This is a genomic window from Arthrobacter sp. AB6, assembly GCF_031844545.1.
Classification (GTDB): domain Bacteria; phylum Actinomycetota; class Actinomycetes; order Actinomycetales; family Micrococcaceae; genus Arthrobacter.
The window spans coordinates 266,583-290,036 of record NZ_JAUZVL010000001.1; the positions used below are offsets into that span (position 1 = coordinate 266,583).

The 23,454-nt window shown below is 67.1% G+C and carries 24 protein-coding genes; 8 read left to right on the plus strand and 16 right to left on the minus strand.

What is annotated here, in order from left to right:
* Positions 1 to 6: 6 nt before the first annotated feature.
* Positions 7 to 714, minus strand: coding sequence for a FadR/GntR family transcriptional regulator (locus Q9R30_RS01205; RefSeq protein ID WP_104999001.1), 708 nt, complete (start codon positions 712 to 714; stop codon positions 7 to 9).
* Positions 715 to 813: 99 nt separating this feature from the next.
* On the opposite strand from Q9R30_RS01205, the gene Q9R30_RS01210 reads away from it, so the two are divergent.
* Positions 814 to 2,175, plus strand: coding sequence for an alpha-hydroxy acid oxidase (locus tag Q9R30_RS01210; protein ID WP_104999848.1), 1,362 nt, complete (start codon positions 814 to 816; stop codon positions 2,173 to 2,175).
* Between the two features lie 81 nt (positions 2,176 to 2,256).
* Here Q9R30_RS01210 and Q9R30_RS01215 read toward each other — a convergent pair whose 3' ends face one another.
* Complete coding sequence (locus Q9R30_RS01215) at positions 2,257 to 2,832, minus strand: helix-turn-helix transcriptional regulator (RefSeq protein WP_104999002.1); 576 nt, start codon at positions 2,830 to 2,832, stop codon at positions 2,257 to 2,259.
* Positions 2,833 to 2,867: 35 nt separating this feature from the next.
* Complete coding sequence (locus Q9R30_RS01220; protein WP_234005438.1) at positions 2,868 to 3,188, minus strand: hypothetical protein; 321 nt, start codon at positions 3,186 to 3,188, stop codon at positions 2,868 to 2,870.
* Between Q9R30_RS01220 and Q9R30_RS01225 the strand changes: the two genes are divergently transcribed.
* Positions 3,187 to 3,354 carry a hypothetical protein gene (locus Q9R30_RS01225; protein ID WP_234005439.1) on the plus strand — a complete coding sequence of 56 codons (168 nt, stop codon included), beginning with the start codon at positions 3,187 to 3,189 and terminating at the stop codon, positions 3,352 to 3,354. The genes Q9R30_RS01220 and Q9R30_RS01225 overlap by 2 nt on opposite strands.
* 12 nt (positions 3,355 to 3,366) lie before the next feature.
* On the opposite strand, the gene Q9R30_RS01230 is transcribed toward Q9R30_RS01225, so the two are convergent.
* A complete protein-coding gene (locus Q9R30_RS01230; RefSeq protein WP_104999003.1) occupies positions 3,367 to 4,578 on the minus strand; it encodes an acetoin utilization protein AcuC in 1,212 nt (403 codons plus the stop codon).
* Positions 4,579 to 4,682: 104 nt separating this feature from the next.
* Between Q9R30_RS01230 and Q9R30_RS01235 the strand changes: the two genes are divergently transcribed.
* Together Q9R30_RS01235 and Q9R30_RS01240 are read left to right on the plus strand one after the other, a co-directional pair.
* Entirely contained in the window at positions 4,683 to 6,116 is a 1,434-nt protein-coding gene (locus tag Q9R30_RS01235) for a potassium transporter TrkG (protein WP_311216526.1), read from the plus strand.
* Positions 6,117 to 6,156: 40 nt separating this feature from the next.
* The gene (locus Q9R30_RS01240; protein WP_171059109.1) at positions 6,157 to 6,795 is read left to right on the plus strand and encodes a TrkA family potassium uptake protein; all 639 of its coding nucleotides are present in this window, start codon (positions 6,157 to 6,159) and stop codon (positions 6,793 to 6,795) included.
* 64 nt (positions 6,796 to 6,859) lie between these two features.
* On the opposite strand, the gene proC is transcribed toward Q9R30_RS01240, so the two are convergent.
* From proC to Q9R30_RS01265, 5 genes are all read right to left on the minus strand, one after another.
* Complete coding sequence (gene proC / locus Q9R30_RS01245) at positions 6,860 to 7,693, minus strand: pyrroline-5-carboxylate reductase (protein ID WP_311216527.1); 834 nt, start codon at positions 7,691 to 7,693, stop codon at positions 6,860 to 6,862.
* Between the two features lie 301 nt (positions 7,694 to 7,994).
* A complete protein-coding gene (locus tag Q9R30_RS01250; protein WP_104999007.1) occupies positions 7,995 to 8,984 on the minus strand; it encodes a Ppx/GppA phosphatase family protein in 990 nt (329 codons plus the stop codon).
* A gap of 7 nt (positions 8,985 to 8,991) precedes the next feature.
* Positions 8,992 to 9,411 carry an SseB family protein gene (locus tag Q9R30_RS01255; protein ID WP_104999008.1) on the minus strand — a complete coding sequence of 140 codons (420 nt, stop codon included), beginning with the start codon at positions 9,409 to 9,411 and terminating at the stop codon, positions 8,992 to 8,994.
* A 43-nt stretch (positions 9,412 to 9,454) separates the two neighbouring features.
* A complete protein-coding gene (topA, locus tag Q9R30_RS01260) occupies positions 9,455 to 12,181 on the minus strand; it encodes a type I DNA topoisomerase (protein ID WP_104999009.1) in 2,727 nt (908 codons plus the stop codon).
* Positions 12,182 to 12,305: 124 nt separating this feature from the next.
* The gene (locus Q9R30_RS01265) at positions 12,306 to 13,961 is read right to left on the minus strand and encodes a methyltransferase (RefSeq protein ID WP_311216528.1); all 1,656 of its coding nucleotides are present in this window, start codon (positions 13,959 to 13,961) and stop codon (positions 12,306 to 12,308) included.
* A 65-nt stretch (positions 13,962 to 14,026) separates the two neighbouring features.
* Between Q9R30_RS01265 and Q9R30_RS01270 the strand changes: the two genes are divergently transcribed.
* On the plus strand, positions 14,027 to 14,503 hold the full coding sequence (locus tag Q9R30_RS01270) for a hypothetical protein (protein ID WP_311216529.1): 477 nt from the start codon (positions 14,027 to 14,029) through the stop codon (positions 14,501 to 14,503).
* Between the two features lie 101 nt (positions 14,504 to 14,604).
* Positions 14,605 to 15,141, plus strand: coding sequence for a hypothetical protein (locus Q9R30_RS01275; RefSeq protein ID WP_234005440.1), 537 nt, complete (start codon positions 14,605 to 14,607; stop codon positions 15,139 to 15,141).
* Positions 15,142 to 15,149: 8 nt separating this feature from the next.
* Here Q9R30_RS01275 and Q9R30_RS01280 read toward each other — a convergent pair whose 3' ends face one another.
* Complete coding sequence (locus Q9R30_RS01280) at positions 15,150 to 16,043, minus strand: rhodanese-related sulfurtransferase (RefSeq protein WP_104999013.1); 894 nt, start codon at positions 16,041 to 16,043, stop codon at positions 15,150 to 15,152.
* A gap of 153 nt (positions 16,044 to 16,196) precedes the next feature.
* On the opposite strand from Q9R30_RS01280, the gene Q9R30_RS01285 reads away from it, so the two are divergent.
* Together Q9R30_RS01285 and Q9R30_RS01290 are read left to right on the plus strand one after the other, a co-directional pair.
* Complete coding sequence (locus Q9R30_RS01285; RefSeq protein ID WP_311216530.1) at positions 16,197 to 16,889, plus strand: GNAT family N-acetyltransferase; 693 nt, start codon at positions 16,197 to 16,199, stop codon at positions 16,887 to 16,889.
* A gap of 81 nt (positions 16,890 to 16,970) precedes the next feature.
* The gene (locus Q9R30_RS01290; RefSeq protein ID WP_104999015.1) at positions 16,971 to 19,346 is read left to right on the plus strand and encodes a DEAD/DEAH box helicase; all 2,376 of its coding nucleotides are present in this window, start codon (positions 16,971 to 16,973) and stop codon (positions 19,344 to 19,346) included.
* 93 nt (positions 19,347 to 19,439) lie between these two features.
* Here the strand turns inward: Q9R30_RS01290 and Q9R30_RS01295 are convergent, their stop codons facing one another.
* From Q9R30_RS01295 to Q9R30_RS01320, 6 genes are all read right to left on the minus strand, one after another.
* Positions 19,440 to 19,817 (minus strand): Rv3654c family TadE-like protein, encoded by a 378-nt coding sequence (locus Q9R30_RS01295; protein ID WP_311216546.1) that lies wholly within the window; start codon positions 19,815 to 19,817, stop codon positions 19,440 to 19,442.
* A gap of 53 nt (positions 19,818 to 19,870) precedes the next feature.
* Positions 19,871 to 20,317: a TadE family type IV pilus minor pilin gene (locus Q9R30_RS01300; protein WP_311216531.1), complete on the minus strand. Its 447-nt coding sequence runs from the start codon at positions 20,315 to 20,317 to the stop codon at positions 19,871 to 19,873.
* Positions 20,314 to 20,658: a DUF4244 domain-containing protein gene (locus tag Q9R30_RS01305; RefSeq protein WP_311216532.1), complete on the minus strand. Its 345-nt coding sequence runs from the start codon at positions 20,656 to 20,658 to the stop codon at positions 20,314 to 20,316. Before Q9R30_RS01305 ends, Q9R30_RS01300 begins: the two co-directional genes overlap by 4 nt.
* Before the next feature lie 163 nt (positions 20,659 to 20,821).
* On the minus strand, positions 20,822 to 21,430 hold the full coding sequence (locus Q9R30_RS01310; RefSeq protein WP_311216533.1) for a type II secretion system F family protein: 609 nt from the start codon (positions 21,428 to 21,430) through the stop codon (positions 20,822 to 20,824).
* Positions 21,427 to 22,218, minus strand: coding sequence for a hypothetical protein (locus Q9R30_RS01315; RefSeq protein WP_311216534.1), 792 nt, complete (start codon positions 22,216 to 22,218; stop codon positions 21,427 to 21,429). Before Q9R30_RS01315 ends, Q9R30_RS01310 begins: the two co-directional genes overlap by 4 nt.
* Complete coding sequence (locus tag Q9R30_RS01320) at positions 22,215 to 23,426, minus strand: TadA family conjugal transfer-associated ATPase (RefSeq protein WP_104999019.1); 1,212 nt, start codon at positions 23,424 to 23,426, stop codon at positions 22,215 to 22,217. Before Q9R30_RS01320 ends, Q9R30_RS01315 begins: the two co-directional genes overlap by 4 nt.
* Between the last annotated feature and the right edge of the window lie 28 nt (positions 23,427 to 23,454).

Consider the following 23,454-nt stretch of genomic DNA (forward strand, 5'->3'; position numbering starts at 1 on the left):
ATCCGTTCAGGGGGCCGGCCGGGCCCCCGCCGGATCCAGTCCCGCTTCCTTGTAGTAGCCCTCGATGTGGGCCGCAACGAGCCTTGCCGCGCGTTCGCCGTCGTCATTCCTGATGGCCGCGAGGATGCCGCGGTGCTCCGACTTCAGCCGCGACGCCGTGTCCTCCCAGTCGGGAAGGTTGGAGGTGATTTGGGCGGCATAGCTCTGGATGGATTCGCGCAACGATCCCATCATGGCGCTCACTACGGCATTGCCGGCGGCATCGGCCAGGGCCAGGTGGAACCGGACGTCCAGCGCAAGGAACTCGTCAACGGTAAGCCCTTCCGCGGCCATCTGCTCCAGTAAGGCAGCGGCCGCCTCCAGCTCCGGCGCGTCCGGCCTGGCTTTCGACGCCGCCCAGGACTCCAGGAGCACCCGGGTTTCCACGATGTCCGCCACCGGAAGGTGCTGGGTTGCAACGTGCAGCCGCAGGGCAGAGCCGAGGGCCGCCGTCGGATCCGAAATGACCACCGTGCCGGCCTCCGGACCCGAGCCCACCCCGGCCCGGACCACGCCCATCGCCTCAAGGATCCGGATGGCCTCCCGCACGGACGTTCGGGACACCTTCAGCTGTTCCGCAAGCGTGCGCTCGGCCGGAAGGCGGCCGCCCACGGTCAGCCTGCCCTCCGAAAGCTCATTTTCGATCCACGACAAAACAAGCTGGTGCGTCCGCATAGGGCAATGGTACTTGATGTGGTTGGACCACATGGCCTACAGTGTGGTTAGACCACAGGAGGTCCCGGACGCGGACCTGCCGGCCCAATGGAGGACGCCATGACCCACACCATCCAGCCCAACAATCCGGAAGCAACTCCCGCACCGGACGCGACTGACATTCCGGCCTCAGCCGCGCCGGCCCCGTCCACTGCACAGGAATCGGCTGCAGCACCGGCTGCAGCTGCCGTGCCGGCCGCGCTGAAGCGCCGCATCCCGAAGTACTCGGACCTCGCTCCGCTGATGCAGTTCAAGAAGCCCGAATTCAGCAAGGAGGCCCGGCTCAAGCGGGCCAGCACAATCTGGGAGCTGCGGGACATCGCAAAGCGCCGGACCCCGCAGGCGCCCTTTGACTACACGGACGGCGCCGCCGAAGGGGAAATCACCCTTCGGCGTGCACGCCAGGCCTTCCTGGACATCGAATTCCGGCCCGGCATCCTGCGGAACGTCTCCGCAATCGACCTCAGCACCGACATCCTGGGCAAGCCGTCCCGCCTTCCGGTGGGGATCGCACCCACCGGCTTCACGCGGATGATGCAGTCCGAGGGCGAGTACGCCGGTTCGCAGGCAGCCGAGGCGGCCGGCATCCCCTACACGCTGTCTACCATGGGCACCGCGTCCATCGAGGACGTTGCCGCCGCCGCACCGAACGGCCGCAACTGGTTCCAGCTTTACCTGTGGACGGACCGCGACCGCTCCCTGGAACTGATCGAGCGCGCCGCCAAGGCGGGCAACGACACCCTGATGGTCACCGTGGACACCGCCGTCGCCGGTGCCCGCCTCCGCGACGTCCGCAACGGCATGACCATCCCGCCGGCGCTGACCATCAAGACTGTCCTGGATGCGTCCTACCGGCCCGCCTGGTGGTTCAACTTCCTCACGCATGAGCCGCTGACTTTCGCTTCCCTGTCCCGCTACACCGGCACCGTGGCGGACCTGATCAACTCCATGTTCGACCCCACCCTCACCTTCGAGGACCTGGACTGGCTGCGGGAAACCTGGAAGGGCAACCTGGTGGTCAAGGGCATCCAGACCGTGGAGGACGCCCGCCGGGTTGTTGACCATGGAGCGGACGGCATCATCCTGTCCAACCACGGCGGCCGCCAGCTGGACCGGGCTCCCATCCCGTTCCACCTGCTCCCTGAGGTCAAGGAAGCCTTCACCAAGGACCACACGGATGCGGCGATCATGCTGGACACCGGCATCATGAGCGGCGCCGACATTGTGGCGGCCCTCGCCCTTGGCGCCGACTTCACGCTGATCGGCCGCGCTTACCTGTACGGCCTGATGGCCGGTGGCCGGGCGGGCGTTGACCGCACCCTGCAGATCCTCGAAAAGGACATGGCCCGCACCATGGCCCTGCTGGGCGTCAGTAAGATCTCCGAGCTGACCCCGGACCACGTCCGGCTGCTCAGCAACTAAGCGGCCACCCAACTAGGTAGCGCCAAGTGTCGTTTTGAGGGGTCAAAACGACACTTGGCGCTACCTAGTTGGGGTGAGGAGCTATTTCTTGCGGCCGAACTTCGGCAGGTTGGGGAGGTTGGCGAGGAGGTCCGCGGCCTTGGTGGCGGCGCGGCCCACGGTCCTGCCGATCTGCTGGGGCACGCTGTCATCACTCAGCGGCGCTGTGGTTCCGCCGGGAATCACGACGGCGGGGCTCAGGTCTGCACCGTCCCTCGCCAGGACTCCGGCGGACACGGCCTCGGCCGCTACTGCGCCGGCGGTCGCGGCCTCCTTGTGTGCAGCTGCCGCCTTCCTGGCTTGCGCAGGCGCAGGTTCGGCCTGTCCGGCATCAGCGGCTGCGGCCGGTACCGCGCAACCGACGTCGAGCGTTTCCAGCCAGCTGGCAATCCCCTCCAGCGGCTTACGGTTCAGCGCGTAGTAACGCTTCTGGCCCTGCGCCCTCATGCTCACCAGCTGCGCTTCGCGAAGGACTTTGAGGTGCTTGGAAATGGTGGGCTGGCTTGCCGCCAGTTCCTCCACCAGTTCGCCCACGGCCTTGTCTCCGGAACGGAGGGAGAGCAGGATGTCCCGCCGGGTCGATTCCGCTATGACGGCAAATACGTCGTCTGTCACCATGCCTCCCACCCTAGCGACATATACGCCGAAAGGCATCAACTATTTCGGCCTGCAGACGTCACCATTGCCCAGGTTTCCCGGCAGTGCTGGAACGGTGTCACTTCTGCCCGGATTCCCGCGCGGCGGCCGCCGCGGCTTGAGGGTGGACGGTGATGGAGTTCCTTCGCCAGCAACTGTTCAATGTCATCGCGTTCGTGTTCCTGGGCCTTTTCGCGGCAGTCTGGGGCGCGGTGCTGCTGCGCGTCGGCCCTGGGATCCATCGCCGAGGTCCGTCGGGACGAGCTCCAGCGGGAGCCGGGCAGGCCCGCGGCCTTCAATCCTGCCGAGGTCACGGCCAGGCTGTCCGGGCGGATCATGGCAACAATCCTGGTCTACCTCGCCGCGGGCCTGGCTGTCCTGCTGCTCTGGCTGGCCAAGGGGACGGCTTCAACGGACGTGATCGGCGCGTTCGCTTTGTCCCTCCTGGACTGGCTCATCGGCGCCGCCGGGGTGGTGTTCCAGACGGAGAAGCCCAGCAGCTGACTGACCCGGCAGTCAGTCGAACCAAGGGTCCAGCCCGTGGAGCGGGAAGACTGCCTTCCGCGTGGCCATGACGGTCCTGTCCACGGCATCGTTGGGGTCAAAGCCCACTTCCCAGGACCGCCACCACAGTTCCACGTCGTCGCCCATCAGGAGGGGGGCGTCCCTGCCGAACTTGGCCAGGACATAGGCACGCCAGTTCTCCGGGACGGGCGTACGCAGCGGCACGGGCCGCCCGGACGCGATGGCAATCAGGTGACTCCAGGACCGCGGGACCACGTCAGTAACGTTGTACCCGCCGCCACCGGTGGCGATCCAGCGGTTGCCGCAGTGGCGGGCGGCGAGGCTGCCGACGGCGGATGCGGCCTCCCGCTGCCCGTCAACGCTGAGGTTGAGGTGCGTCAGCGGGTCCGTGCGGTGGGAGTCGCACCCGTGCTGGCTGACGATAACCTCCGGCTGGAAAGCGGCCACCAGCTGCGGCACCACCGCGTGGAAGGCGCGAAGCCAGCCGGCATCCCCCGTCCCTGACGGCAGGGCGACATTCACCGCCGTCCCCTCGGCCTGCGGACCGCCGATCTCATTGGCGAATCCCGTCCCGGGGAAGAGCGTAAGGCCGCTCTCGTGGAGCGAAATGGTGAGCACACGGGGATCATTCCAGAAGATGCTCTCCGTCCCGTCCCCGTGGTGGGCGTCGACGTCGATATACGCCACCTTGCTGATGCCGCCGTCGAGCAGCCTCTGCACGGCGAGTGCAGCGTCGTTATAGATACAGAACCCGCTGGCCCGCTCGCGGGCGGCATGGTGCATGCCGCCGCCGAAGTTAACCGCGTGCAGCGCGGAGCCGTCCAGGATTCGCGAAGCAGACAGCAGCGAACCGCCGGCCAGCCGGGCTGCCGCCTCATGCATGCCCGCGAAGGCGGGATCGTCCTCCGTGCCCAACCCGCGGGCCTCATCGGGCTCGCCGGGATTGGCGCTGACCCTGCGGACTGCCGCAACAAAGTCTGCGGAATGCACCGACTCCAGCGCTGCGTCGTCCGCCACTTCGGGCGCTTCCACCACCACGTGGTCCAGGCCGAACAAACCCAGGCTGCCGGCCAGGCGGGCGGTCAGGTCCATCCGCTCAGGTGCCATCGGATGGCCCGGACCGAAATTGTAGGCAGTCATGTCAGAACTCCACGCCACCACCGTTGGGGGCGCGGGCTGGCTGAGACCCGGGAGGTATGTCATCAATCACAGGCTACCCGAGCCGGCGGCGCCTCCTGCCCGGCCATAACGCCGGCATTAGTGGTTTACTACTGAGGGAAGCAGTTTCTACCGAGGAAAAGCCACACATGACGCAAAGCCAGTCGAGGCCCCGGAACCCGGCCAGCTGGCATCCCGCAGCGCAGGAGCGGGAAGGCCTCTGGATTCTTACGCGGCTGCGCGACTTCATTGACGACATCGCAAACACTTCCCCGGCCCGGCTTGCCCTGACGGTGTTCGCGGCCGTATGCCTGGTCTTCACACTCATCCTCTCGCTGCCGGTCTCCTCCGCCGCCGGCACCCCCACCCCGATCCATCAGGCGCTGTTTACGGCCGTTTCAGCCGTGTGCGTCACCGGCCTGACGGTCGTCTCGACGGCGGTTCATTGGTCCTTCTTCGGGCAGCTGGTGATCCTGGTGGGCGTCTTCATTGGAGGCTTGGGTACGCTGACCCTGGCCTCGCTGCTTGCCCTGATGGTCAGCAAGCGGCTGGGCGTGCGGGGGAAAATCATCGCGGCGGAATCCATGAACAATGCAGGCCGCCTGGGCGAAGTGGGCACCCTGCTGCGGATTGTCATCACAACATCAGTGGTGATCGAAGGAATCCTGGCGCTGGCCCTGGTCCCGCGGTTCCTGACCCTCGGCGAGCCGTTCTGGCAGTCCGTATGGCACGGGATCTTCTACTCCATCTCGTCCTTCAACAACGCCGGTTTTACCCCGCATTCAGATGGCATCGTGCCTTACGAAACGGACCTTTGGATCCTGGTCCCGCTGATGCTCGGCGTCTTCCTGGGCAGCCTCGGTTTTCCCGTGGTAATGGTTCTCCACCAGAACGGGCTGAACTGGAAGAAGTGGAACCTGCACACCAAGCTCACCATCCAGGTGTCCTTCATCCTCCTGTTTGCCGGCACATTCCTGTGGGCCTTGATGGAGTGGGACAACCTGCGGACCATCGGGACCATGGATTTTGACGACAAGGTGACGCATGCCCTGTTCGCCTCCGTGATGATGCGGTCCGGCGGCTTCAACCTGGTGGACCAGAACCAGATGGAGTCCACCACCATGCTGTTGACCGACGCGCTGATGTTTGCCGGCGGCGGCTCGGCCTCCACGGCCGGCGGCATCAAGGTCACCACCATCGCCGTGATGTTCCTGGCGATCGTGGCGGAGGCCAGGGGCGACGCCGATGTGCAGGTCTATGGCAGGACCATCCCGCAGGGCACCATGCGCGTTGCCATCTCCGTGATCGTTGCGGGCGCCACCCTGGTGTCCGTCTCCGCCTTCCTGCTGCTGCACATCAGCGGGGCGTCCCTGGACCGGGTGCTGTTCGAGACCATTTCGGCTTTCGCCACCGTGGGGCTCAGCACCAACCTCAGCGCAGAGGTGCCGCCGGAGGGCGTTTACGTCCTCGCGGCCCTGATGTTCGCCGGCCGCGTCGGCACCGTGACCCTTGCGGCCGCCCTTGCCCTCCGCCAGCGCAGCCAGTTGTACCACTATCCCGAAGAGAGGCCGATCATTGGCTAGTTCCCCAGACGCCCCCCGGCGCCCCGCCCACAACGCTCCAGTGCTGGTGATCGGATTGGGCCGCTTCGGTTCATCCACGGCAGAACAGCTGGTCAAGCAGGGCCGGGAAGTCCTGGCCATTGAACGGGACCGGTCCCTGGTGCAGAAGTGGGCACCGCTGCTGACCCACGTGGTGGAGGCCGACGCCACCAACATCGATGCGCTCCGCCAGCTCGGCGCGCAGGAGTTCAGCTCCGCCGTCGTGGGCGTGGGCACGTCCATCGAGTCCTCCGTGCTGATCACGGTCAACCTGGTGGACCTTGGCATCGAGCACCTGTGGGTGAAGGCGATTACGCCGTCCCACGGCAAGATCCTCACCCGGATCGGCGCCAACCACGTGATCTACCCGGAGGCCGACGCCGGCGTCCGCGCGGCCCACCTGGTGTCCGGACGGATGCTGGACTTCATCGAGTTCGACGACGACTTCGCGATCGTGAAAATGTACCCGCCGCGGGAAACGGTGGGGTTCACCCTGGACGAGTCAAAGGTCCGCTCCAAGTACGGCGTGACGATCGTGGGCGTGAAGTCGCCCGGCGAGGATTTCACCTATGCCCGCCCGGAGACCAAGGTGTCCTCCCGGGACATGCTGATCGTGTCCGGACATGTAGACCTGCTGGAACGGTTCGCGGCGCGGCCGTAATTGCACGGGTGCCTGGGCCCACGCCCGCCGGGTTCCCTGGCCGAGCTTAGGGAGCGGGTGGGGACTAGCCGAGCTGCCTGGTGATTTCGGCTGCCCGCTCCGTTGCCGCGCGGGCACCGGCCACAATGATGGCAGGAAGGCCCCGCTGGTCGAAGGTGGCGATGGCCCGTTCAGTGGTGCCGTTCGGGCTGGTCACCGCCTTGCGCAGCGTTGTTGGATCCGCACCGGGCTCGGCCAGCATGAAGCCGGCGCCGGCAACGGTTTCCCGGGCCAGGAGAACGGACAGTTCCGGATCCAGGCCCAGTTCCCGGCCCGCTGCTGCCATTGCTTCCGCCAGGTAGAAGGCGTAGGCGGGTCCGGAGCCGCTGATGGCCGAGACCGCATCCACTTGTTCCTCGGGGACCTCCACCACCGTTCCCGCACCCTGCAGGACGTCCTTGACCTCTTGAAGCTGCTCCGGGGTGCAGTGCGTCCCCGGCGACACCGACACCACGCCGCGGCCCAGCTTTGCCGGCGTATTGGGCATGGCGCGGATTACCGGCTGTCCCGCCGGCAGTGCGGCCTCCAGTTGGGCGATGGACACCGCGGCAGCCACGCTGACCACCACGGCGGTTGGTGAGAGGGAGGGGCTGATCTCCCGGGCAAGGTCAAGGATGCCAACAGGCTTGACGCCAAGAATGACAACGCCGGAGCCCTTGGTTGCCTGTTTGTTGTTGTCCGGCTCCTCCTCACCGGCAATCGCGGTCACGCCGTGGTGCCGCTCGGCCAGTTCCGCGGCACGCCCGGCACGCCGGACCGTTGCGACGACGTCCGCCGGGTCCGTCCCCGCTTCCAGCAGGCCACTCAGAATTGCTTCGTTCATGGATCCACAGCCCAGGAAGGCGATTCGGTTGCTCATGGCTCCATCATTACAGTTAGGCCCGGCCGGCGCCGAAATTGATGACCAGGGGTGGACACCCAATCACCAGGGAACTCGCTGAAATGCACTCACAGGTTGCTCACATGTAAGCCGCAGGTGCCTCACAACTTTGGGTTCTAACGTAGTTATTACCTCATTGAGGGTGCGAGTGATGCGGCAGGGATGGGGATTCCTGCCAGGGCACCGGCAGTCGGCAACAGGTTTTCCCCCATTTTCCTGTTGCGGACGCCGGTGCTTCCGCTTTTAACCGCCGCTTTGCTCCGGGGCGGTCCCCAGGGCCTTAGGCCGGGGCTTCGACAACCTGCGGCGCCACCACATGGGGCGCAGGGTCCAGCGGCCCCGAAAACACCAGCTGGTCCAGGCGGCGCAGGATCAGGCCTTCACGCAGGGCCCAAGGGCAGATCCGGAGTTTCTTGAACCTGAAGAGCTCCAGCGCGGCCTCGGCAACGAGTGCTCCGGCCAGCAGCTGGTGTGCCCGCGCCTCGGAAACCCCCGGCAGGTGCAGGCGGTCCTCGACCTTCATCGCCGAGATGCGCTGCGCCCACACTCCAAGGTCCGTGGCATGGAGCTCCCGCTTGACGTACGGGCCGGCCGCGCTCGGCGCCGCACCGGCAATCCGTGCAAGCGAGCGGAAGGTCTTGGATGTGCCCGCCACAACGTTGGCACGGCCCAGACCGTCGAATTCCCGCACGGCCGGCTTGAGGGTGGCCTGGATGTACCGCCGCAGTTCCTTGACGCTCTTGGCCGACGGGGGGTCTTCGGAAAGCCAGTCCCTGGTGAGCCGGCTGGCTCCCAGCGGCACGGAGGTGGCAACTTCCGGAAGTTCGTCCTGGCCGAAAGCCATCTCAAAAGAGCCGCCGCCGATGTCCAGGTTGAGGATTGGCCCCGCGCCCCAGCCGTGCCAGCGCCTGACCGCGAAAAAGGTCATCGACGCCTCTTCGCTGCCGGTGAGCTCCTGCAGCGTGACGGTGGTTTCGTGTTTGACGCGCGCCAGGACTTCAGGGCCGTTGGTGGCCTCGCGGATGGCCGACGTACAGAAGGCCAGGAGGTCCTCGGCCTTGTGCCTGGCGGCAAACTCCCAGGCTTCCAGCACGAATTCGGTGAGCTCGTGCTGGCCGGCGTCGTTGATGCTGCCGTCCGGTTCCAGGTACTGGACCAGGGACAGCGGCCGCTTGTGCGAGGCGAAGGGCACAGGGCGCGCGCCGGGGTGGGCATCCACCAGGAGGAGATGGACAGTATTGGACCCGATATCGAGGACGCCTAGCCGCATGGTGACATTATTGCTCGTCGGCCCGTTTGAAGTCGCGCTTGATGTTGGCAACGCCCTCGGGGTTGATCTCGAACCCATAGGCGGCGCCCGGGTTGATGACCATGCCCAGCTCCTCGCCGATGTTCGCGATGATGGCTGCGCCCTGGGTCCCAAGCACGTTGGGCGCGGCTTCGAGGTACTGCTGGTCCACACGGCTGGGGTGCGAGAAGACGGCAAGCACGGGATCGCCGTCGGCATTGCCCAGGACCAGCGGCTCCACCTGCGAGTCCTCGCCCTCGATGCCATCCGAACTGATGATGTAGACCTCGCTGTTCAGGAAGGACAGGATGACGTCCACGGGGCTCGCGTCGGGCTGCCCGCCTTTTGCGAGCTTCTCCTCGAGGTCGTTCAAGGGCGTGGTGTCTGCAATTCCTGGCTGTTCAGTCATCCCTATACCCGATCACGATCCCGTGCCGCATGCAAACGCCTGGCTATTTCTTTGCGGTGGCCTTTTTCTTGGCCGGCGCCTTGCGGGTGGCAGTGCGCTTTACCGGGCCCTTGGCACGCTTCTCGGCCAGGAGCTCCACGGCCTGCTCGCGCGTCAGTTCCTCCAAGGACGTGGCCCGCGGCACGGTGATGTTGGTGATCCCGTCCGTGATGTAGGGGCCGAACCGGCCTTCCTTCACCACGATGTTCTTCTCCGACACGGGGTCCGGGCCGAACTCAGCAAGCGGCGGGACGGCAGCGCGGGCTCCACGCTGCTTCGGCTGGGAGTAGATCTCCAGCGCCTGGTCCAGCGTGATGGTGAAGATCTCCTCCTCCGAGCCGATGGACCGGGAGTCGGTTCCCTTCTTCAGGTACGGACCGAACCGTCCGTTCTGTACCGTAATGAGGTTGCCTTCGGCGTCCTCGCCCAGGACGCGGGGGAGGCTCATGAGCTGGAGCGCCTCGTCAAGGGTCACCGACTCAACGGTCATGGACTTGAACAGCGAGCCCGTGCGAGGCTTGGCCTTGACGGGCTTCTTGGGCGGTTTGGGCTTGCCGTTCTTGTAGTACTCCACCGGCTGTGCAGCGATTTGTTCCTCGGTCATTTCCGGGATGATCTCGGTGACATAGGCGCCGTAGCGGCCATTCTTGGCGACAACGGTGTGGCCTGTGTGAGGATCCGTGCCCAGCACGCGTTCCTCGGGGGCAGCCGTCTCCATCAGCTCAATGGCCTTCGCGGCGGTCAGCTCGTCCGGAGCCAGGTCCTCCGGCACGTTGGCGCGGGGCGACTCCACGATCTCCCCCGTCTTCGGGTCAACCGTGGCAGCGGAACTTTCCAGGTACGGGCCGAATTTGCCCACCCGCAGCGTGATCTGGTCCGTGATGGGAATGGAGTTGATTTCCCGCGCGTCGATTTCGCCGAGGTTGTTCACGATGCTCAGCAGGCCCGGATCCGAGTCCTCGCCGAAGTAGAAGTGCCGCAGCCAGGAGGCACCCACGGCCTGGCCGTTGGCGATCTTGTCCAGGTCGCCTTCCATGTCTGCGGTGAACTCGTAGTCCACGTAGTCGCTGAAGTGCTGTTCCAGCAACCTGATGACAGAGAAGGCGATCCAGCTGGGGACCAGGGCCGAACCCTGTTTCCGGACGTAGCCGCGGTCCTGGATGGTGGAGATGGTGGAGGCGTAGGTGGACGGACGGCCGATGCCCTTCTTCTCCAGCTCCGCCGTCAGCGATGCTTCCGTGTAGCGCGGCGGCGGCGAGGTCTCGTGGCCCACGGCGATGATGTCGGACGCCTTCAGGGCGTCGCCCTTGGCCACATTGGGGAGGCGGCGGGCTTCGTCGGAGTCGTCGTCGCCGCGGGTCTCGTCCTTGCCTTCCTCGTAGGCGGCAAGGAAGCCGGGGAAGGTAATCACTGTTCCGGACGCGGAGAACTCCGCGTCCCGCCCGTCAGCGGACACGGCGCCCAGGCGGATGGTGGCCGTAGAGCCCTTGGCGTCAGCCATCTGGGAGGCGACGGTTCGCTTCCAGATCAGCTCGTAAAGCCGGAATTCGTCGCCGGAGAGCTGCTTGGCCACCTGGGCCGGCGTGCGGAACGAGTCACCGGCGGGGCGGATGGCCTCGTGCGCTTCCTGGGCGTTGGCTGCCTTGCCGGTGTACACACGCGGCGACTGGGGGATGTACTCCGGGCCGTAGAGCTCCGAAGCCTGGCGGCGGGCGGCCGTGACAGCTTCATCACTCAGCGCGGAGGAGTCCGTACGCATGTAGGTGATGTAGCCGTTTTCGTACAGCCGCTGGGCTACCTGCATGGTGCTCTTGGAGGAGAAGCGGAGCTTGCGGCCCGCTTCCTGCTGCAGCGTGGAGGTGGTGAACGGCGCAGCGGGACGGCGGGTGTACGGCTTGGTGTCAACGGAGCGGACACGGAACTCCGCATCCTGCAGCCCGGCCGCCAGGGACGCAGCCAGCTCCTCATTGAGGTGGGCGACGTTCTTGGAGGTGAGGACGCCGTCGTCGTTGAAGTCCCGGCCGCTGGCCACCTTGGCGCCGTCCACGGCGGCGAGCTTCGCTTTGAAGGAGCCGGCATCTGCACCGAACTGGCCCGTGAGGTCCCAGTACGAGGCGGCCTTGAAGGCCATCCGCTCGCGTTCGCGGTCCACCACCATGCGGGTAACCACGGACTGCACGCGGCCGGCGGACAGGCCGCGTGCCACCTTGCGCCACAGCACCGGGGAAATCTCGTAACCGTACAGCCGGTCCAGGACGCGGCGGGTCTCCTGCGCATCCACCAGCGCGGTGTCCACATCGCGCAGGTTGCCCATGGCGCGCTGGATGGCTTCCTTGGTGATTTCGCCGAACGTCATCCGGTAGACCGGGACCTTGGGCTTGAGCACTTCGAGCAGGTGCCACGCGATGGCTTCGCCCTCGCGGTCCCCATCGGTTGCGAGGTAAAGTTCGTCGGCATCCTTGAGCGCGGCCTTGAGCTCAGTCACCTTTTTCTTTTTGTCCGGGGAGACCACGTAGTACGGCTTGAAGTCGTGCTCAATGTCGACCGCGAACTTGCCCACCGAGGTCTTCTTCAGTTCGGCGGGGAGTTCGGACGGCTGGGGAAGGTCGCGGATGTGACCAATGGAGGCCTCTACGATGAAGCCCTCGCCCAGGTACTTGGCGATGGTCTTGCTCTTGGCCGGAGACTCCACAATCACGAGTTTCTTGCCGGTTTTGGCCTTGCTTGGCACGGTGCTCCTACAGAAAAAGGTTGCTCGGGCAGATGCGCCCATACTGGCCTAGTTCACCATATTTTGCAGAAATGTGCGCATCCATGTGGAAAAGTAGGGGGTTCCCCGGCAGGCCTTCGGCGCCCTATTCCGCGGCGGGGATCAGGAAACCGTCGCGGACCAAATTGGCCACGTCGGTGAGCAGCCCGGTCCGGAACGAGCCGGCGTCGAACCCCTCCTCCCCCGCCATTCCGCCGCCCAGCAGCGCCTCCAGCGCCCCGGCGATCTGGCCGGCAGTCAGGTCGCCGTCGCACGTTGAAACGAAGCCGGCCAGCTCGGTGCTGAGCAGGTTGGTCCGACGCAGGCCGGCGCCCTGGCGCAGCAGGATGACCCCCGGATGCTGGGCGCCCGGCCGCTGGTGGCGCTCCTCCGTGACGTCGTCCGCCACCAGCAGGTGCGCATCCTCCAGGCCGTGCGCGGCCAGCCAGTCGATGCGTTCGACGGCGGCCCCCAGGTGGGGTCCGATGGGCTGTTCAATGGGGTGCGTGATTTCCTCGAACCGGCTGATGGCGGCCTGCCCCGGTTCAACGGGCCGGCGCAGCCAGACCATGCCGAAACCGATGCCCTCCACCTCCCTGGATTCGAAGTCTGCGAGGTAGGCGGCGTAGGCCTCCCGGTAGTGCTGCCGGTCCCGGCCCTCGGAGGCGTCCCGGAGCCATGTTTCCGCGTATTCCTCGGGCCCCACCTGCTCGCGCTGGATGAACCAGGCATCGATGCCCGGACCGGCCCAGCTTTGCGGCCGTTCCTGCCACGACGTTCCCGCTATGACCTCCCAGTTGCCCAAAAGCTGGGCTGTTCCGGCAGGCGCGAGGACGGACGGCAGTGCCCTGACGAGCGAAGAGACGATCTCGTCGCCCGGCAGGCCGCCGTCGCGGTACGTGAACTGCCCTGCGGCGTCCTCCCCTGCGCTGCGCGGCGTGATCACGAACGGAGGATTGGACACCACCAGCCCGAACTCCTCGCCCTCCACGGGGTCCAGGAGTGAGCCCAGGCGCAGGCTGACCCGGTCCGCGAGCCGCGCGGGATCAACGGAGAGGGCCTGCGCATTGAGGAGGATGTTGAAGCGGGTGAAGGCGAGGGCGCGTTCGGAGATGTCCGTGGCGGTGACGTGCCGGCAGTGGTGGAGCAGGTGGAACGCCTGGATGCCGCAGCCCGTGCCCAGGTCCAGGGCGCGTTCGGTGGGGCGGCGGACGGTGGTCTGCACCAGCGTGGTGGAGGCATGGCCGATCCCCAGGACGTGGTTGTGCCGGAGCACCCCTTCCTGCTGGTGCGCCGCCAGGTCGCTGGCCACCCAGAGTTCCGTGCCGCCGGCTGCGCTGTCTCCTGCGGCGCCGTCCCAGCCGTAGGGCCGCAGGTCCACCTTCGCTGCCAGCAGCCGGGAGCCGGGAACGGGTTCAACCAGCCCCAGCGTGAGCAGGCCTTCCGCACGGATGCCGGGAAGGACGGCGTCGAGCGTCTCCGCCGCCTGCGGCTCGGCGAGAAGCCAGAGGCGGACGACGGCGGCGAGCGCCTTGCTTCCTTCGTCCTGCCGCACGGCGCGGTCCGCGGCCAGCAGGGCCGGGATGGTCTGGTCCCGGTCCAGCGCTGCGGAGGCGGCGGGGCCCAGGAACCGGGCGACGCCGTCGGGTGTGTAGTCGAGCCGGCGCAGGTCCGCGGCGAGGGCGGCGAGCAGTTCCGGCCGGTCGCTGCGGGGCGCGTCCGGGGTGTTGCCGGCAGTGAACTCGTATGGGGATTCAGGCACCGCTCAAGTTTAGTCCGGCGGGCTGCAAGGCTTTGCAGGCGGCGTTGACGCGGTAGCGTGGAGCCATGCCTTCCAGTTTTGCCGTCCTTTTGCGCGCCCGGCTCCGGCCGGCGGGGCGTGCCCGCCGGTTGCCGTGGTCCGTAGTCTTCGCAGGCGCGGCCATCCTTGCCCTGGCCAGCTGCTCACCCGTGGTTTCCGTCGAGAACGCGGACGTCCCCCAGTGGCAGGCCACCGCGCTGCCCCCGGCGCCGGGCGCCGTCATCGAGGACGCCGGTAAGATCCTCAACCGGAACCGCATTATTAAGGAAGCCGCAGATGTTCCCGCAGGGCGCTACATCCTGACTGCAACGTGCGATGGCGGCGGCAAGGCGTTCTTCGCCGTGTCACTCGATGGAACGATGCTGGCGGACGCAGGAGCGGCGTGCAACGGCAGCCGGGAGACAACCAAAATCACCCTGCCCGAGGCCGGCACCCTGGAGATCAGCGCTTCCAGCGTGGACGCGCCCCTCCTCTACGCGTACCGGCTGGCACCCGCCGGATAACGGTCCCTTCAGCTCTGGCCCGCCGGCGGCGGCGGGCATACAGTCTGACTATGCCCAGTGTGCGGATCGCCTCCGCGCCTTGTACCGTGCGGACGCCCCACGTGCGCACAGCGCCGGTGCCGCTGGCCCGGAAGCCGCGCGCCGCCGTCGTCATTGCTGCGCTGGCTGCCGCGATGGTGCTGGGCGGCTGCGAGTATACGTACGACGACGGCCGGAGCGTGCCGGGGCCCGTCGAGGCAGAGCCAACGCGGCTTCCCGGGCCGGTGTTCACCCGCGACCCGTTGCAGAACGACCCCGTCAGTGAGGCTGAACTTGGCGCTTGGGTAACCCGGACGCTGCCGGACACTGGGCAACCGGTGGCCCACGCCAGCGCAGGGCTCATGGCAGCCGGGGAAATACGGGCCGAGTCGACGCCCGTCCTGGGGACCGGCACCTACGCGCTGGCCTTGGCGTGCCGCAGCCAGCGCCGTGTGACCTTCACTGTCCGCAGCGAGTCCCTCACGCTGGTGGACCTGGGGCTTCGGTGCGGGATCAACCGGGAAAACGTTATTTACCTTTCCTCGGAAACAGCCCTCACCATCCGGGTGGAAGCCCGGACCGGGGCGAACTACGCCTACCGGCTGCGGCTTCTCTCATAGCCTGTTCCCTAGGCTGCGCACCCTTCGGGGCAGCGCAGGGTTTCCGGGCTGGACGCACAGTCGGCGCAGTACAGGGTGAGGGTGCGGCAGCTGGGGTTTGAGCAATTCTCGAACTTGCTGGTGGGCGCCGCGCAGCGGGTGCATTGGCCGATGGTCTTGGCGTCCTCGCTGAACTCGAGGTGCATTCGCTTGTCAAAGACGTAGAGCGAGCCTTCCCAGAGCCCCTGGTCCTTGAATGCCTCGCCGTAGCGGACAATGCCGCCGTCCAGCTGGTAGACCTCCTTGAAGCCCCGGTTCACCATGAGGCTGGACAGCACCTCGCAGCGGATCCCGCCGGTGCAGTAGGTGACCACCGGCTTGTCCTTGAGGTCGTCATACTTGCCGGACTCCAGCTCCTGGATGAAGTCGTGGGTGGTGGCGACGTCGGGGACGATCGCGTCCTTGAAGCGGCCGATCCGGGCTTCGAAGGCGTTCCGGCCGTCGAAGAAGACCACGTCCTGACCGGCTTCCTTCTTGCTGTCCACCAGTTCGTGCAGTTCCTCCGGCTTCAAGTGCGTACCGCCGCCCACCACGCCGTTCTCATCCACCCTGAGTTCCCCGGGCGCGCCGAAGGAGACAATCTCGTCCCGGACCTTGACGCTGAGCCGGGGGAAGTCCTCGGCTCCGCCGTCGGACCATTTCACGTCGATGCCGCGGAAGCCCTTGTACTCGCGGGTGGTCTTCACGTACTGCTTGACTGCGCCGATCTCCCCGCCCACGGTCGCGTTGATGCCGTCCTTGGAGATCAGGATGCGCCCGGTCAGGCCGAGCTTCTCGCACAGCGCGCGCTGCCAGAGCCGTACCGCTTCGGGGTCCGCGATCGGTGTAAAGCCGTAAAAAAGCACAATTCGGTTCAAAGCCACGTATTTAAGGGTACCGGCACGTTCCGCAGCGAAGGGTGCTGGGCGGTCTGCTCCGGCTTCCGCGATGGTCCCGGGCGTTTTCGGCTCATCACGATTGCATAAGCTCTCTGCCACCCCCTGTTGCTTAAGTTCGGGCTGGAATATTCTCATCCCATGACCCCGGAAACCATGGTTGAAGACATCACTGGCCTTCTTGAGGTGTGGGTGGCGGGCTGGGCCGGTTGCCGCGGCTACAGGACATCCACAGAGGGACGCTTTCCCGCCGTGCTGCGGGCCGACACCAGCGGCGAGTGGGAATTCTTCGCGTCCGAGCCCACGGACGATGAGTTCGCGGTACTGGCCGCCAAAACGGCCGAAGTTCCGGCCAGGGTCCTCACCATCCTGACCAATGACACGGCCCGCTACTCTGCCCTGGCCGCAAGGCACGGGCTGAATGTCACATCTGACTCGCAGGCGATGATGATTGTGGACATGGAGACCCAGGACGCCGAGGATCCCTGGCTTTCCGACGACGAACTGACCTGGACCACGTCCCTGCAGAACGGCGTCCATTACGCAGAGGTCCGTTCCAGCGACGCGCTGGCCGCCAGCGGACGGGTTTACGTGGTGGGCGATACCGCGGTGTTCGACAAGATCATCACGGAGCCGGCCTTCCAGCGCCGGGGCCTGGGCAGTTTCATCATGCGGGCCCTTGCAGCCAAGGCCTTCGAGCACGACGTGCAGGAGGGGCTCCTGCTGGCCTCCGCGGACGGCCAGAAACTTTACTCCCACCTTGGCTGGACCACGGTTTCCCGGGTACTCATGCTGTCCGCTTCCCACGACGGTTTGGACCTTTCCCTGAGCTGAGTCTTACTGTTACCCCCCCACGCTGTTACCCCGACGGCGAACCGGGGCCCGCAGGCCGCTGCCGGGTGAAACAATGTTCGGGTGAACCCCCATGACTCCCTGATTTCCTTGCTGGGCCGCGGCCCGGAACCGGAGCAGCTGCGTCATGTCCGCACTATCCCGGCCCGTGAGGCCGAGCACGAGCCCTGGCCCGCGTGGGTGCATCCGGACCTGGTTGCGGCGTACGGGTCCCTGGGCATCCAGGAGCCCTACCGGCACCAGGTGGAAGCAGCCGGAATCGCCCACGCCGGCGAACACGTTGTGGTGGCCACCGGCACGGCGTCGGGAAAGTCGCTCGCCTACCAGCTGCCGGCCCTGGACGCCATCCACCGTTCCGAACTGCGGGTCATGGCCGAGCCCGGGAAAATCCATGACGACGGCGCCGTGACGCTCTACCTGTCCCCCACGAAGGCCCTCGCGGCGGACCAGCTCAATGCCATCAGGGCCCTGCAACTGCCCACCGTGCGGGCGGAAACCTACGACGGCGACACCGACCCCGCCTCGCGCCGCTGGATCAGGGACCATGCCAACTTCATCCTTGCCAACCCGGACATGCTGCACTTCGGGATTCTTCCCAACCACGCCTGGTGGGCCGGGTTCTTCCGCCGTCTGCGCTACGTGGTCATTGACGAGGCCCACAGCTACCGGGGCGTCTTCGGTTCCCACGTGGCCAACCTGATGCGCCGGCTGCGCCGGATCTGCGCGTACTACGGTGCGGGCACGGCCTATCCGGGGCCGGTATTCATCGCGGCCTCCGCCACAGCTTCGGAGCCCGAAGTCTCCTTCGCCCGGCTGATCGGGGCCCCGGTGAAGGCAGTTTCCCGGGACGGCTCGCCGCACGGCGCCACCACGGTGGCTTTCTGGGAACCCGCCCTGACCGAGGTTCGGGGCGAAAACGGCGCCAAGGAGCGGCGGACGGCTGTGGCCGAAACCGCAGACCTGCTGGCGAACCTGGTATCGGCCCAAGTCCGCACCATAGCCTTCATCAAATCCCGGCGCGGGGCGGAGACTATTTCCTCCATCACCAAGCGCCTCCTGGACGAGGTGGACCCCAGCCTGCCGCAGCGGGTGGCTGCCTACCGTTCCGGGTACCTTCCCGAGGAACGCCGCGCAGTGGAAAAGGCGCTCCGCTCAGGGCGGCTCCTGGGTGTTTCGAGCACTTCCGCCCTGGAGCTGGGGATCGACATTTCCGGCCTCGACGCTGTCCTGGTGGCGGGCTGGCCGGGGACGCGCGCCTCCCTGTTCCAGCAGATCGGCCGGGCGGGCAGGGCCGGGCAGGACGCCATCGCGGCCTTTGTTGCCAGCGATGATCCCCTGGACACCTTCCTGGTGAACCATCCGGAAGCGATTTTCGATGTGTCAGTGGAAGCAACTGTCTTCGACCCCTCAAACCCCTACGTGCTGGGTCCACACTTGTGCGCCGCGGCAGCGGAACTTCCGCTTGGTCCTGCCGAACTTGACCTCTTCGGCAGCACGGCGGAGTCCCTCCTGGACCGGCTGGTGGCCCAGGGGTACCTCCGCCGGAGGCCCGCGGGCTGGTTCTGGACACACTCACAGAGCGCGGCGGCCATGGTGAACCTGCGGGCCGACGGCGGCGGACCGGTGAGCATCGTCGATGCCGAAACCGGGTCCCTCCTGGGCACCATGGATTCCCCCCAGACCCACTACCAGGCCCACACCGGCGCTGTTTACATCCACCAGGGTGACAGCTACGTCGTGGAGGACCTGAATGAAGATGACCACTGCGTGATGGTGCGCCGTGCCAATCCCGATTACTACACCACCGCCCGGGACGTCACCCAGATCGAGGTTCTGGAGACGCAGCGCACGGTCCAGTGGGGTGACGTTTCGGTGCACTTCGGTGATGTCAAAGTCACGACGCAAGTGGTGTCCTTTCAGCGCAAGGCCCTGATCTCCAACGAAATCCTTGGCGAGGAGCCGCTGGAACTCGGTGCCCGCGATCTCTTCACCAAGGCCGTCTGGTTCGTGGTGGACAACCGTTCCCTCACCGGGGCGGGGCTGATCGAAGCCCAGTTCCCCGGTGCGCTGCATGCCGCGGAGCATGCGGCCATTGGCCTGCTGCCCTTGGTGGCGTCAAGCGATCGGTGGGACATCGGTGGAGTGTCCACGGCCCTGCATGCGGACACCGGGGTGCCCACCATCTTCGTGTATGACGGGCATCCCGGCGGCGCCGGTTTCGCCGAACGGGGTTTCGACAAGGCGAAGGTATGGCTCACAGCTACCCGGGACGCCATCAAGGCCTGCGAGTGCGATTCCGGCTGCCCCTCCTGCGTCCAGTCACCGAAATGCGGGAACAAGAACAACCCCCTGGACAAGGCCGCCGCGGTCTCCCTCCTCGACGTCCTGCTCAAGGACGCCACCGAGGGCAGCTCCCTGAGGATGGAAGCGCGGCGCTGACGGGGCAGGCTGCTCGCCCGGGGTCTTCCCGGCAGACAGGAAACCAGCACAGGAGCCGCGCCTGCCAGCCACCCCCAGGGCAGAGGCCGAGGTTCAGGGCGGCGGTCCGGCACGGGAACGCCCGGTTGCTGCCCCGAACACGGTCCGTTCCATCAGCTCCGTCCTGACCTCGACCGTTTGCCCTGCACCCTCGGTGCAGCCAAGGACCGCAGCCCCGTGCCGGGCTGCAACCTGGGACGCTATGGTGCAGGGTTCCCCGTGAGTAACGCCGCGGAGGGCGTCGGCCGCAGCAAGTGCCGCGAGGTCGGCAGCGGACGCGGCCCTGCTTGCCAGGACAGCCGACTGTGCCAGCAACAGCATCAGCACCATGGCCGTCATCACCACGAGGGCCAGACCGGCCGACAAAACCGTCCCGGACCCGCGTTCCCGGCCGCAGGCGGAAGCCTGCCCGCGCCAGCCTGAGTCCGCCAGACCCGGACAGTACGGGCGAAAACTCCTGGCCCGCCTACCTTGCCGGACGCGCATCATCCGGCCGTCTCGGCGCGGGTGGAGGCCCGGGCAGTAAGCAGCCAGGGAATGGACGATCCGAGCGGGCCGCCCACCCGACCGGTGACGGTGACGTCCAGCCACTCGCCGTCGGCCGAAACCGCTGCCGACGCGGATCCGCCTGTCAGCGTATGGACGATCCTTTCCACCGCGGCTGAATCGTCACCGCGGGCCAGGGCCCGGGCACCAGCGCGTGCTCCCTCCTCAAGCCGCAACTGGGTGACCCCGGCCGAGGCACCTGACAGCAGCATGGCCAGCAGCAGCAGGACCGCAGGCAGCGTGACGGCGAACTCGGCCGTCACGGCGCCGCATGATTCCTCCGGCCCGGGACTGGCGTAGGGCCCGCCCGCGCCTTGGAGCCGGGAGCCGGCCTGCGCGGAGGGGCACGGACGAACGGGCGGCAGCACGGCCGACGCGACGGTCATGGCAGGGCCAGCGCGGTGCGGATCAGAGTCAGCAGGAAGCCACGGACCTCCTCGCTGCGGAGGATGAAGACCAGCAGCCCGGCAAAGCCCACGGCAGCAAGAGTGGCTATGGCATATTCGGCGGTCGCCATTCCCGCCTCGGATCCCAGGAGCCGGAAACCACGTCCGGGGCTGGATGGAGACTTCAGGCCCGGGTACAGTTCCACCACGTTGGCCGGCAGGGAACCGTTTCCGGCCCCGCCGGCGTAGTGGCTGTTGCTGCGGCGTCCCCGGGCGGAGGAACGGGCAGCGGCGAGCGCCGCGGTCCCGTCGGCGTAGTGGCGGCGGTAATTCGTGGACATGTAGTTTTCCTTCCGTTGGGCCGGTGATGTTGCCGGCTGTCTCGACTCTTCCCGGCCTAGCCGGACGCGGTAAGCCCCGCGGACTCCTAAGTGGAAAAGCCGTGTGGTTCTGTGGTGTGGACCCCCTGTGGAGGAGAAGAGCGCAGAAAAGGGACATGGCGCCCTAGACCGATGGCACCAGCGCGAGCAGCACCGGGACCACGCCCAGGCAGATGAAGGCCGGCAGGGAACACACGCCGAGCGGAACCACCAGCTTGACGCCCAGTGACGCCGCACGTTTTTCTGCCGCCCGGAACCGCTCGCGGCGGAGCCGGGCAGCCTGGGCGTAAAGGATCGCGGACGACGGCGCGCCGGTCAGGGCCGCGAACGCCAGGGCGTCCCGCAGTTCCATGACCTCCGGCAGGCGGACCGCGCTGCTGCGCCAGGCGGTTTCCCAGTCCGCCCCGATGGCCAAAGCCGCCACCACCGGGCGGAGGGCATCCCTGTATCTGGCGGAAGCGGAGGCCGACACCAGGTCCAGCGCACGGCCGATGCCCGACCCGGCATCCAGCATGGCGGCGACGAGTTCCAGCATCATGGCAGTGTCCCTAAGTCCCTCCCCCGCCCCGCGCGGCAGGCGTCCTCCGGAGCCGGCGGGCGAGACACCCGTCGAGGGCCTGCCGGAAAATGCCCGGAGCCTCTTCCCCGGACTGCCCCGCCCGGCACCCACCAGGGCGGCGGCCGCAGCAAGCATGAGGAAAAGGGCAAGAGCTGAAGGGGAAGGCCAGGTCATGTCACGCCAGCCCCCGCCGCCGCGGCCACCAGCCTGGCGGACCACAGCCTTCCGGCAACTGTAAGGCCGATTCCGGCTGCGAGCGCTGCCAGCCCCCATGGCGTTCCCAGCAGGATGGCCAGCGGATCCACACCCAGCGCCATGCCCAGGCCCAAACCCAGCAGCGGCAGCCAGGTGAGGAGGCTTACTGTGGCCTTGGGTCCGGCCAGGGCGGTCTGCCGGGCGGCATCGGCGTCGTCCTCCACTTCGAGCTGCGCGGCGAACCTGGTGAGCACGTCTGCAAGCGGACAGCCGCTCGCTTCCGCAACATCAAGGCACGCGGCAAGTTCCGCCCAGATCCGGGATTCCCGGTTCCGCCGGGGAAAGGCGGAGGGCAGCGACCGGCGGATGGCGTCCGAGACCGGAGTTCCAACGGCCGCCGCAGCGCGTGCCGAACCCATCATGGCGCCGGAGCCCGCTGAAAGGCCATCGGTGCGGGAACCGGAGGAGCCGTAGACCAACCAGATTTCTTCCCAAAGCCGGGCCGGTGTCCGCCCGCCTTTGAGCAGGGCGGCCAGTTGCTGCACAACGACGGTCATGGGGGCTGCAGACTGCCTGCTTCCCTTCGCAGCCCTGCGACTGGCCAGCGGAAAGATGCCTGCACGGAGGGTGAGCAGTGCCGGCAGCAGACCAGGGTTCCCTGTACGGCCGGCGTTTCCTGTACGGCGCAGCCTCGCAGCAGCGCCACGCGGCGGCCTGGCAAGCAGCACCGCGGCCAGCCCCAGGACCATGGCAAGAAGGAGGATCATTGCAGCTCTCCGAGGCCCAGCCCCAGCCGTTCGGCAAGGGCCGGCCACGCGGGGCCTGTGCTCACCGGGCCTTCACCGCCTTCCACGGCAGGCAGAACCATCAGGCCGTCAGGTCCGTCATCCACCAGGCCCACGCACGTCACTCCCCGGGACTGTTGCGTCCGCTCGACGTGGATGACGACGTCCAGCGCGCTCGCTGCCTGGAGCCGCACGCCTTCGGGGTCCAGTCCCGCCAGGGCACCGAGAGCGGTGAGCCGGGCCGGAACAGCGGTGGCGGTATTGGCGTGGATGGTTCCGCCCCCGCCGCTGTGGCCGGTGTTCATGGCGGTCAGCAGCTCCCTCACTTCGGCGCCCCGGCATTCCCCCACCACCAGCCTGTCCGGACGCATTCGCAAGGCCTGCCGGACCAGATCCCCCAGGTCCACTGCGCCGCCGCCTTCCAGGTTTCCGTGGCGGGATTCAAGGGAGACGATGTGGGGATGCACCGGGTTCAGTTCCGATGCGTCCTCGATGAGGACCAACCGCTCCGAGGGAGAGCACAGCCCGAGCAGGGTGGAAAGCAGGGTGGTCTTTCCGGACCCGGTGGCGCCGCTGATAAGGAAGCTCAGCCTGCGCTCCACCACCCGTTCCAGGACATGCTGCAGTCCGGAACTGAACATTCCGCCCGCGCGGAGCTCATCCATGCTGAAGACCCGTTCGCGGCGGATCCTGATGCTCAGCAACGTTCCTGCAGTGGAGACGGGCGGCAACACGGCATGGACCCGGTAGCCGCCGGCCAGCCTCACATCAACACAGGGTGAGCCGTCATCCAGCCGCCGTCCGCCGGCCGCCACCAGCCGGCAGGCCAATGCCCGCAGCTGGACTTCATGGTCGAAGGCCACCGGTACGCGTTCTATCCCGCGGCCCCTGTCAACCCAGACGGAGTCCGGGGCATTCACGAAGATGTCCGTCACCGCGGGGTCGCGGGTGAGGCTTTGGAGGGGACCCAGCCCGTTCAGCTCGGCGCTGATCCGCTCCACCGCCGCCAACGATCCCGCAGTGCCCAGCAGTTTGCCGGTGGCCTGCACTGCCGCCGCCACCCGGGAGGGTGTCACAGCCGCCGTGTCCGCCATCATGGACTCGCGCACCGATTCGAGCAGCCCTACATCCACTGCGTCCCGGACAGCCGGACGGCGTTCGCGCCGCCGCCACTCACCGGAACCATGCATGCCCGGGCCGCGCTCGCCTACGCTGCGT

Coding starts and splice junctions, on each gene's coding strand:
- Q9R30_RS01205 (WP_104999001.1), bottom strand. CDS start 714: ATGCGGACGCACCAGCTTGTTTTGTCGTGGATCGAAAATGAGCTTTCG.
- Q9R30_RS01210 (WP_104999848.1), top strand. CDS start 814: ATGACCCACACCATCCAGCCCAACAATCCGGAAGCAACTCCCGCACCG.
- Q9R30_RS01215 (WP_104999002.1), bottom strand. CDS start 2,832: ATGGTGACAGACGACGTATTTGCCGTCATAGCGGAATCGACCCGGCGG.
- Q9R30_RS01225 (WP_234005439.1), top strand. CDS start 3,187: ATGGCAACAATCCTGGTCTACCTCGCCGCGGGCCTGGCTGTCCTGCTG.
- Q9R30_RS01220 (WP_234005438.1), bottom strand. CDS start 3,188: ATGATCCGCCCGGACAGCCTGGCCGTGACCTCGGCAGGATTGAAGGCC.
- Q9R30_RS01230 (WP_104999003.1), bottom strand. CDS start 4,578: ATGACATACCTCCCGGGTCTCAGCCAGCCCGCGCCCCCAACGGTGGTG.
- Q9R30_RS01235 (WP_311216526.1), top strand. CDS start 4,683: ATGACGCAAAGCCAGTCGAGGCCCCGGAACCCGGCCAGCTGGCATCCC.
- proC (WP_311216527.1), bottom strand. CDS start 7,693: ATGAGCAACCGAATCGCCTTCCTGGGCTGTGGATCCATGAACGAAGCA.
- Q9R30_RS01250 (WP_104999007.1), bottom strand. CDS start 8,984: ATGCGGCTAGGCGTCCTCGATATCGGGTCCAATACTGTCCATCTCCTC.
- Q9R30_RS01255 (WP_104999008.1), bottom strand. CDS start 9,411: ATGACTGAACAGCCAGGAATTGCAGACACCACGCCCTTGAACGACCTC.
- Q9R30_RS01270 (WP_311216529.1), top strand. CDS start 14,027: ATGCCTTCCAGTTTTGCCGTCCTTTTGCGCGCCCGGCTCCGGCCGGCG.
- Q9R30_RS01285 (WP_311216530.1), top strand. CDS start 16,197: ATGACCCCGGAAACCATGGTTGAAGACATCACTGGCCTTCTTGAGGTG.
- Q9R30_RS01300 (WP_311216531.1), bottom strand. CDS start 20,317: ATGACCGTCGCGTCGGCCGTGCTGCCGCCCGTTCGTCCGTGCCCCTCC.
- Q9R30_RS01305 (WP_311216532.1), bottom strand. CDS start 20,658: ATGTCCACGAATTACCGCCGCCACTACGCCGACGGGACCGCGGCGCTC.
- Q9R30_RS01310 (WP_311216533.1), bottom strand. CDS start 21,430: ATGACCTGGCCTTCCCCTTCAGCTCTTGCCCTTTTCCTCATGCTTGCT.
- Q9R30_RS01315 (WP_311216534.1), bottom strand. CDS start 22,218: ATGATCCTCCTTCTTGCCATGGTCCTGGGGCTGGCCGCGGTGCTGCTT.
- Q9R30_RS01320 (WP_104999019.1), bottom strand. CDS start 23,426: ATGCATGGTTCCGGTGAGTGGCGGCGGCGCGAACGCCGTCCGGCTGTC.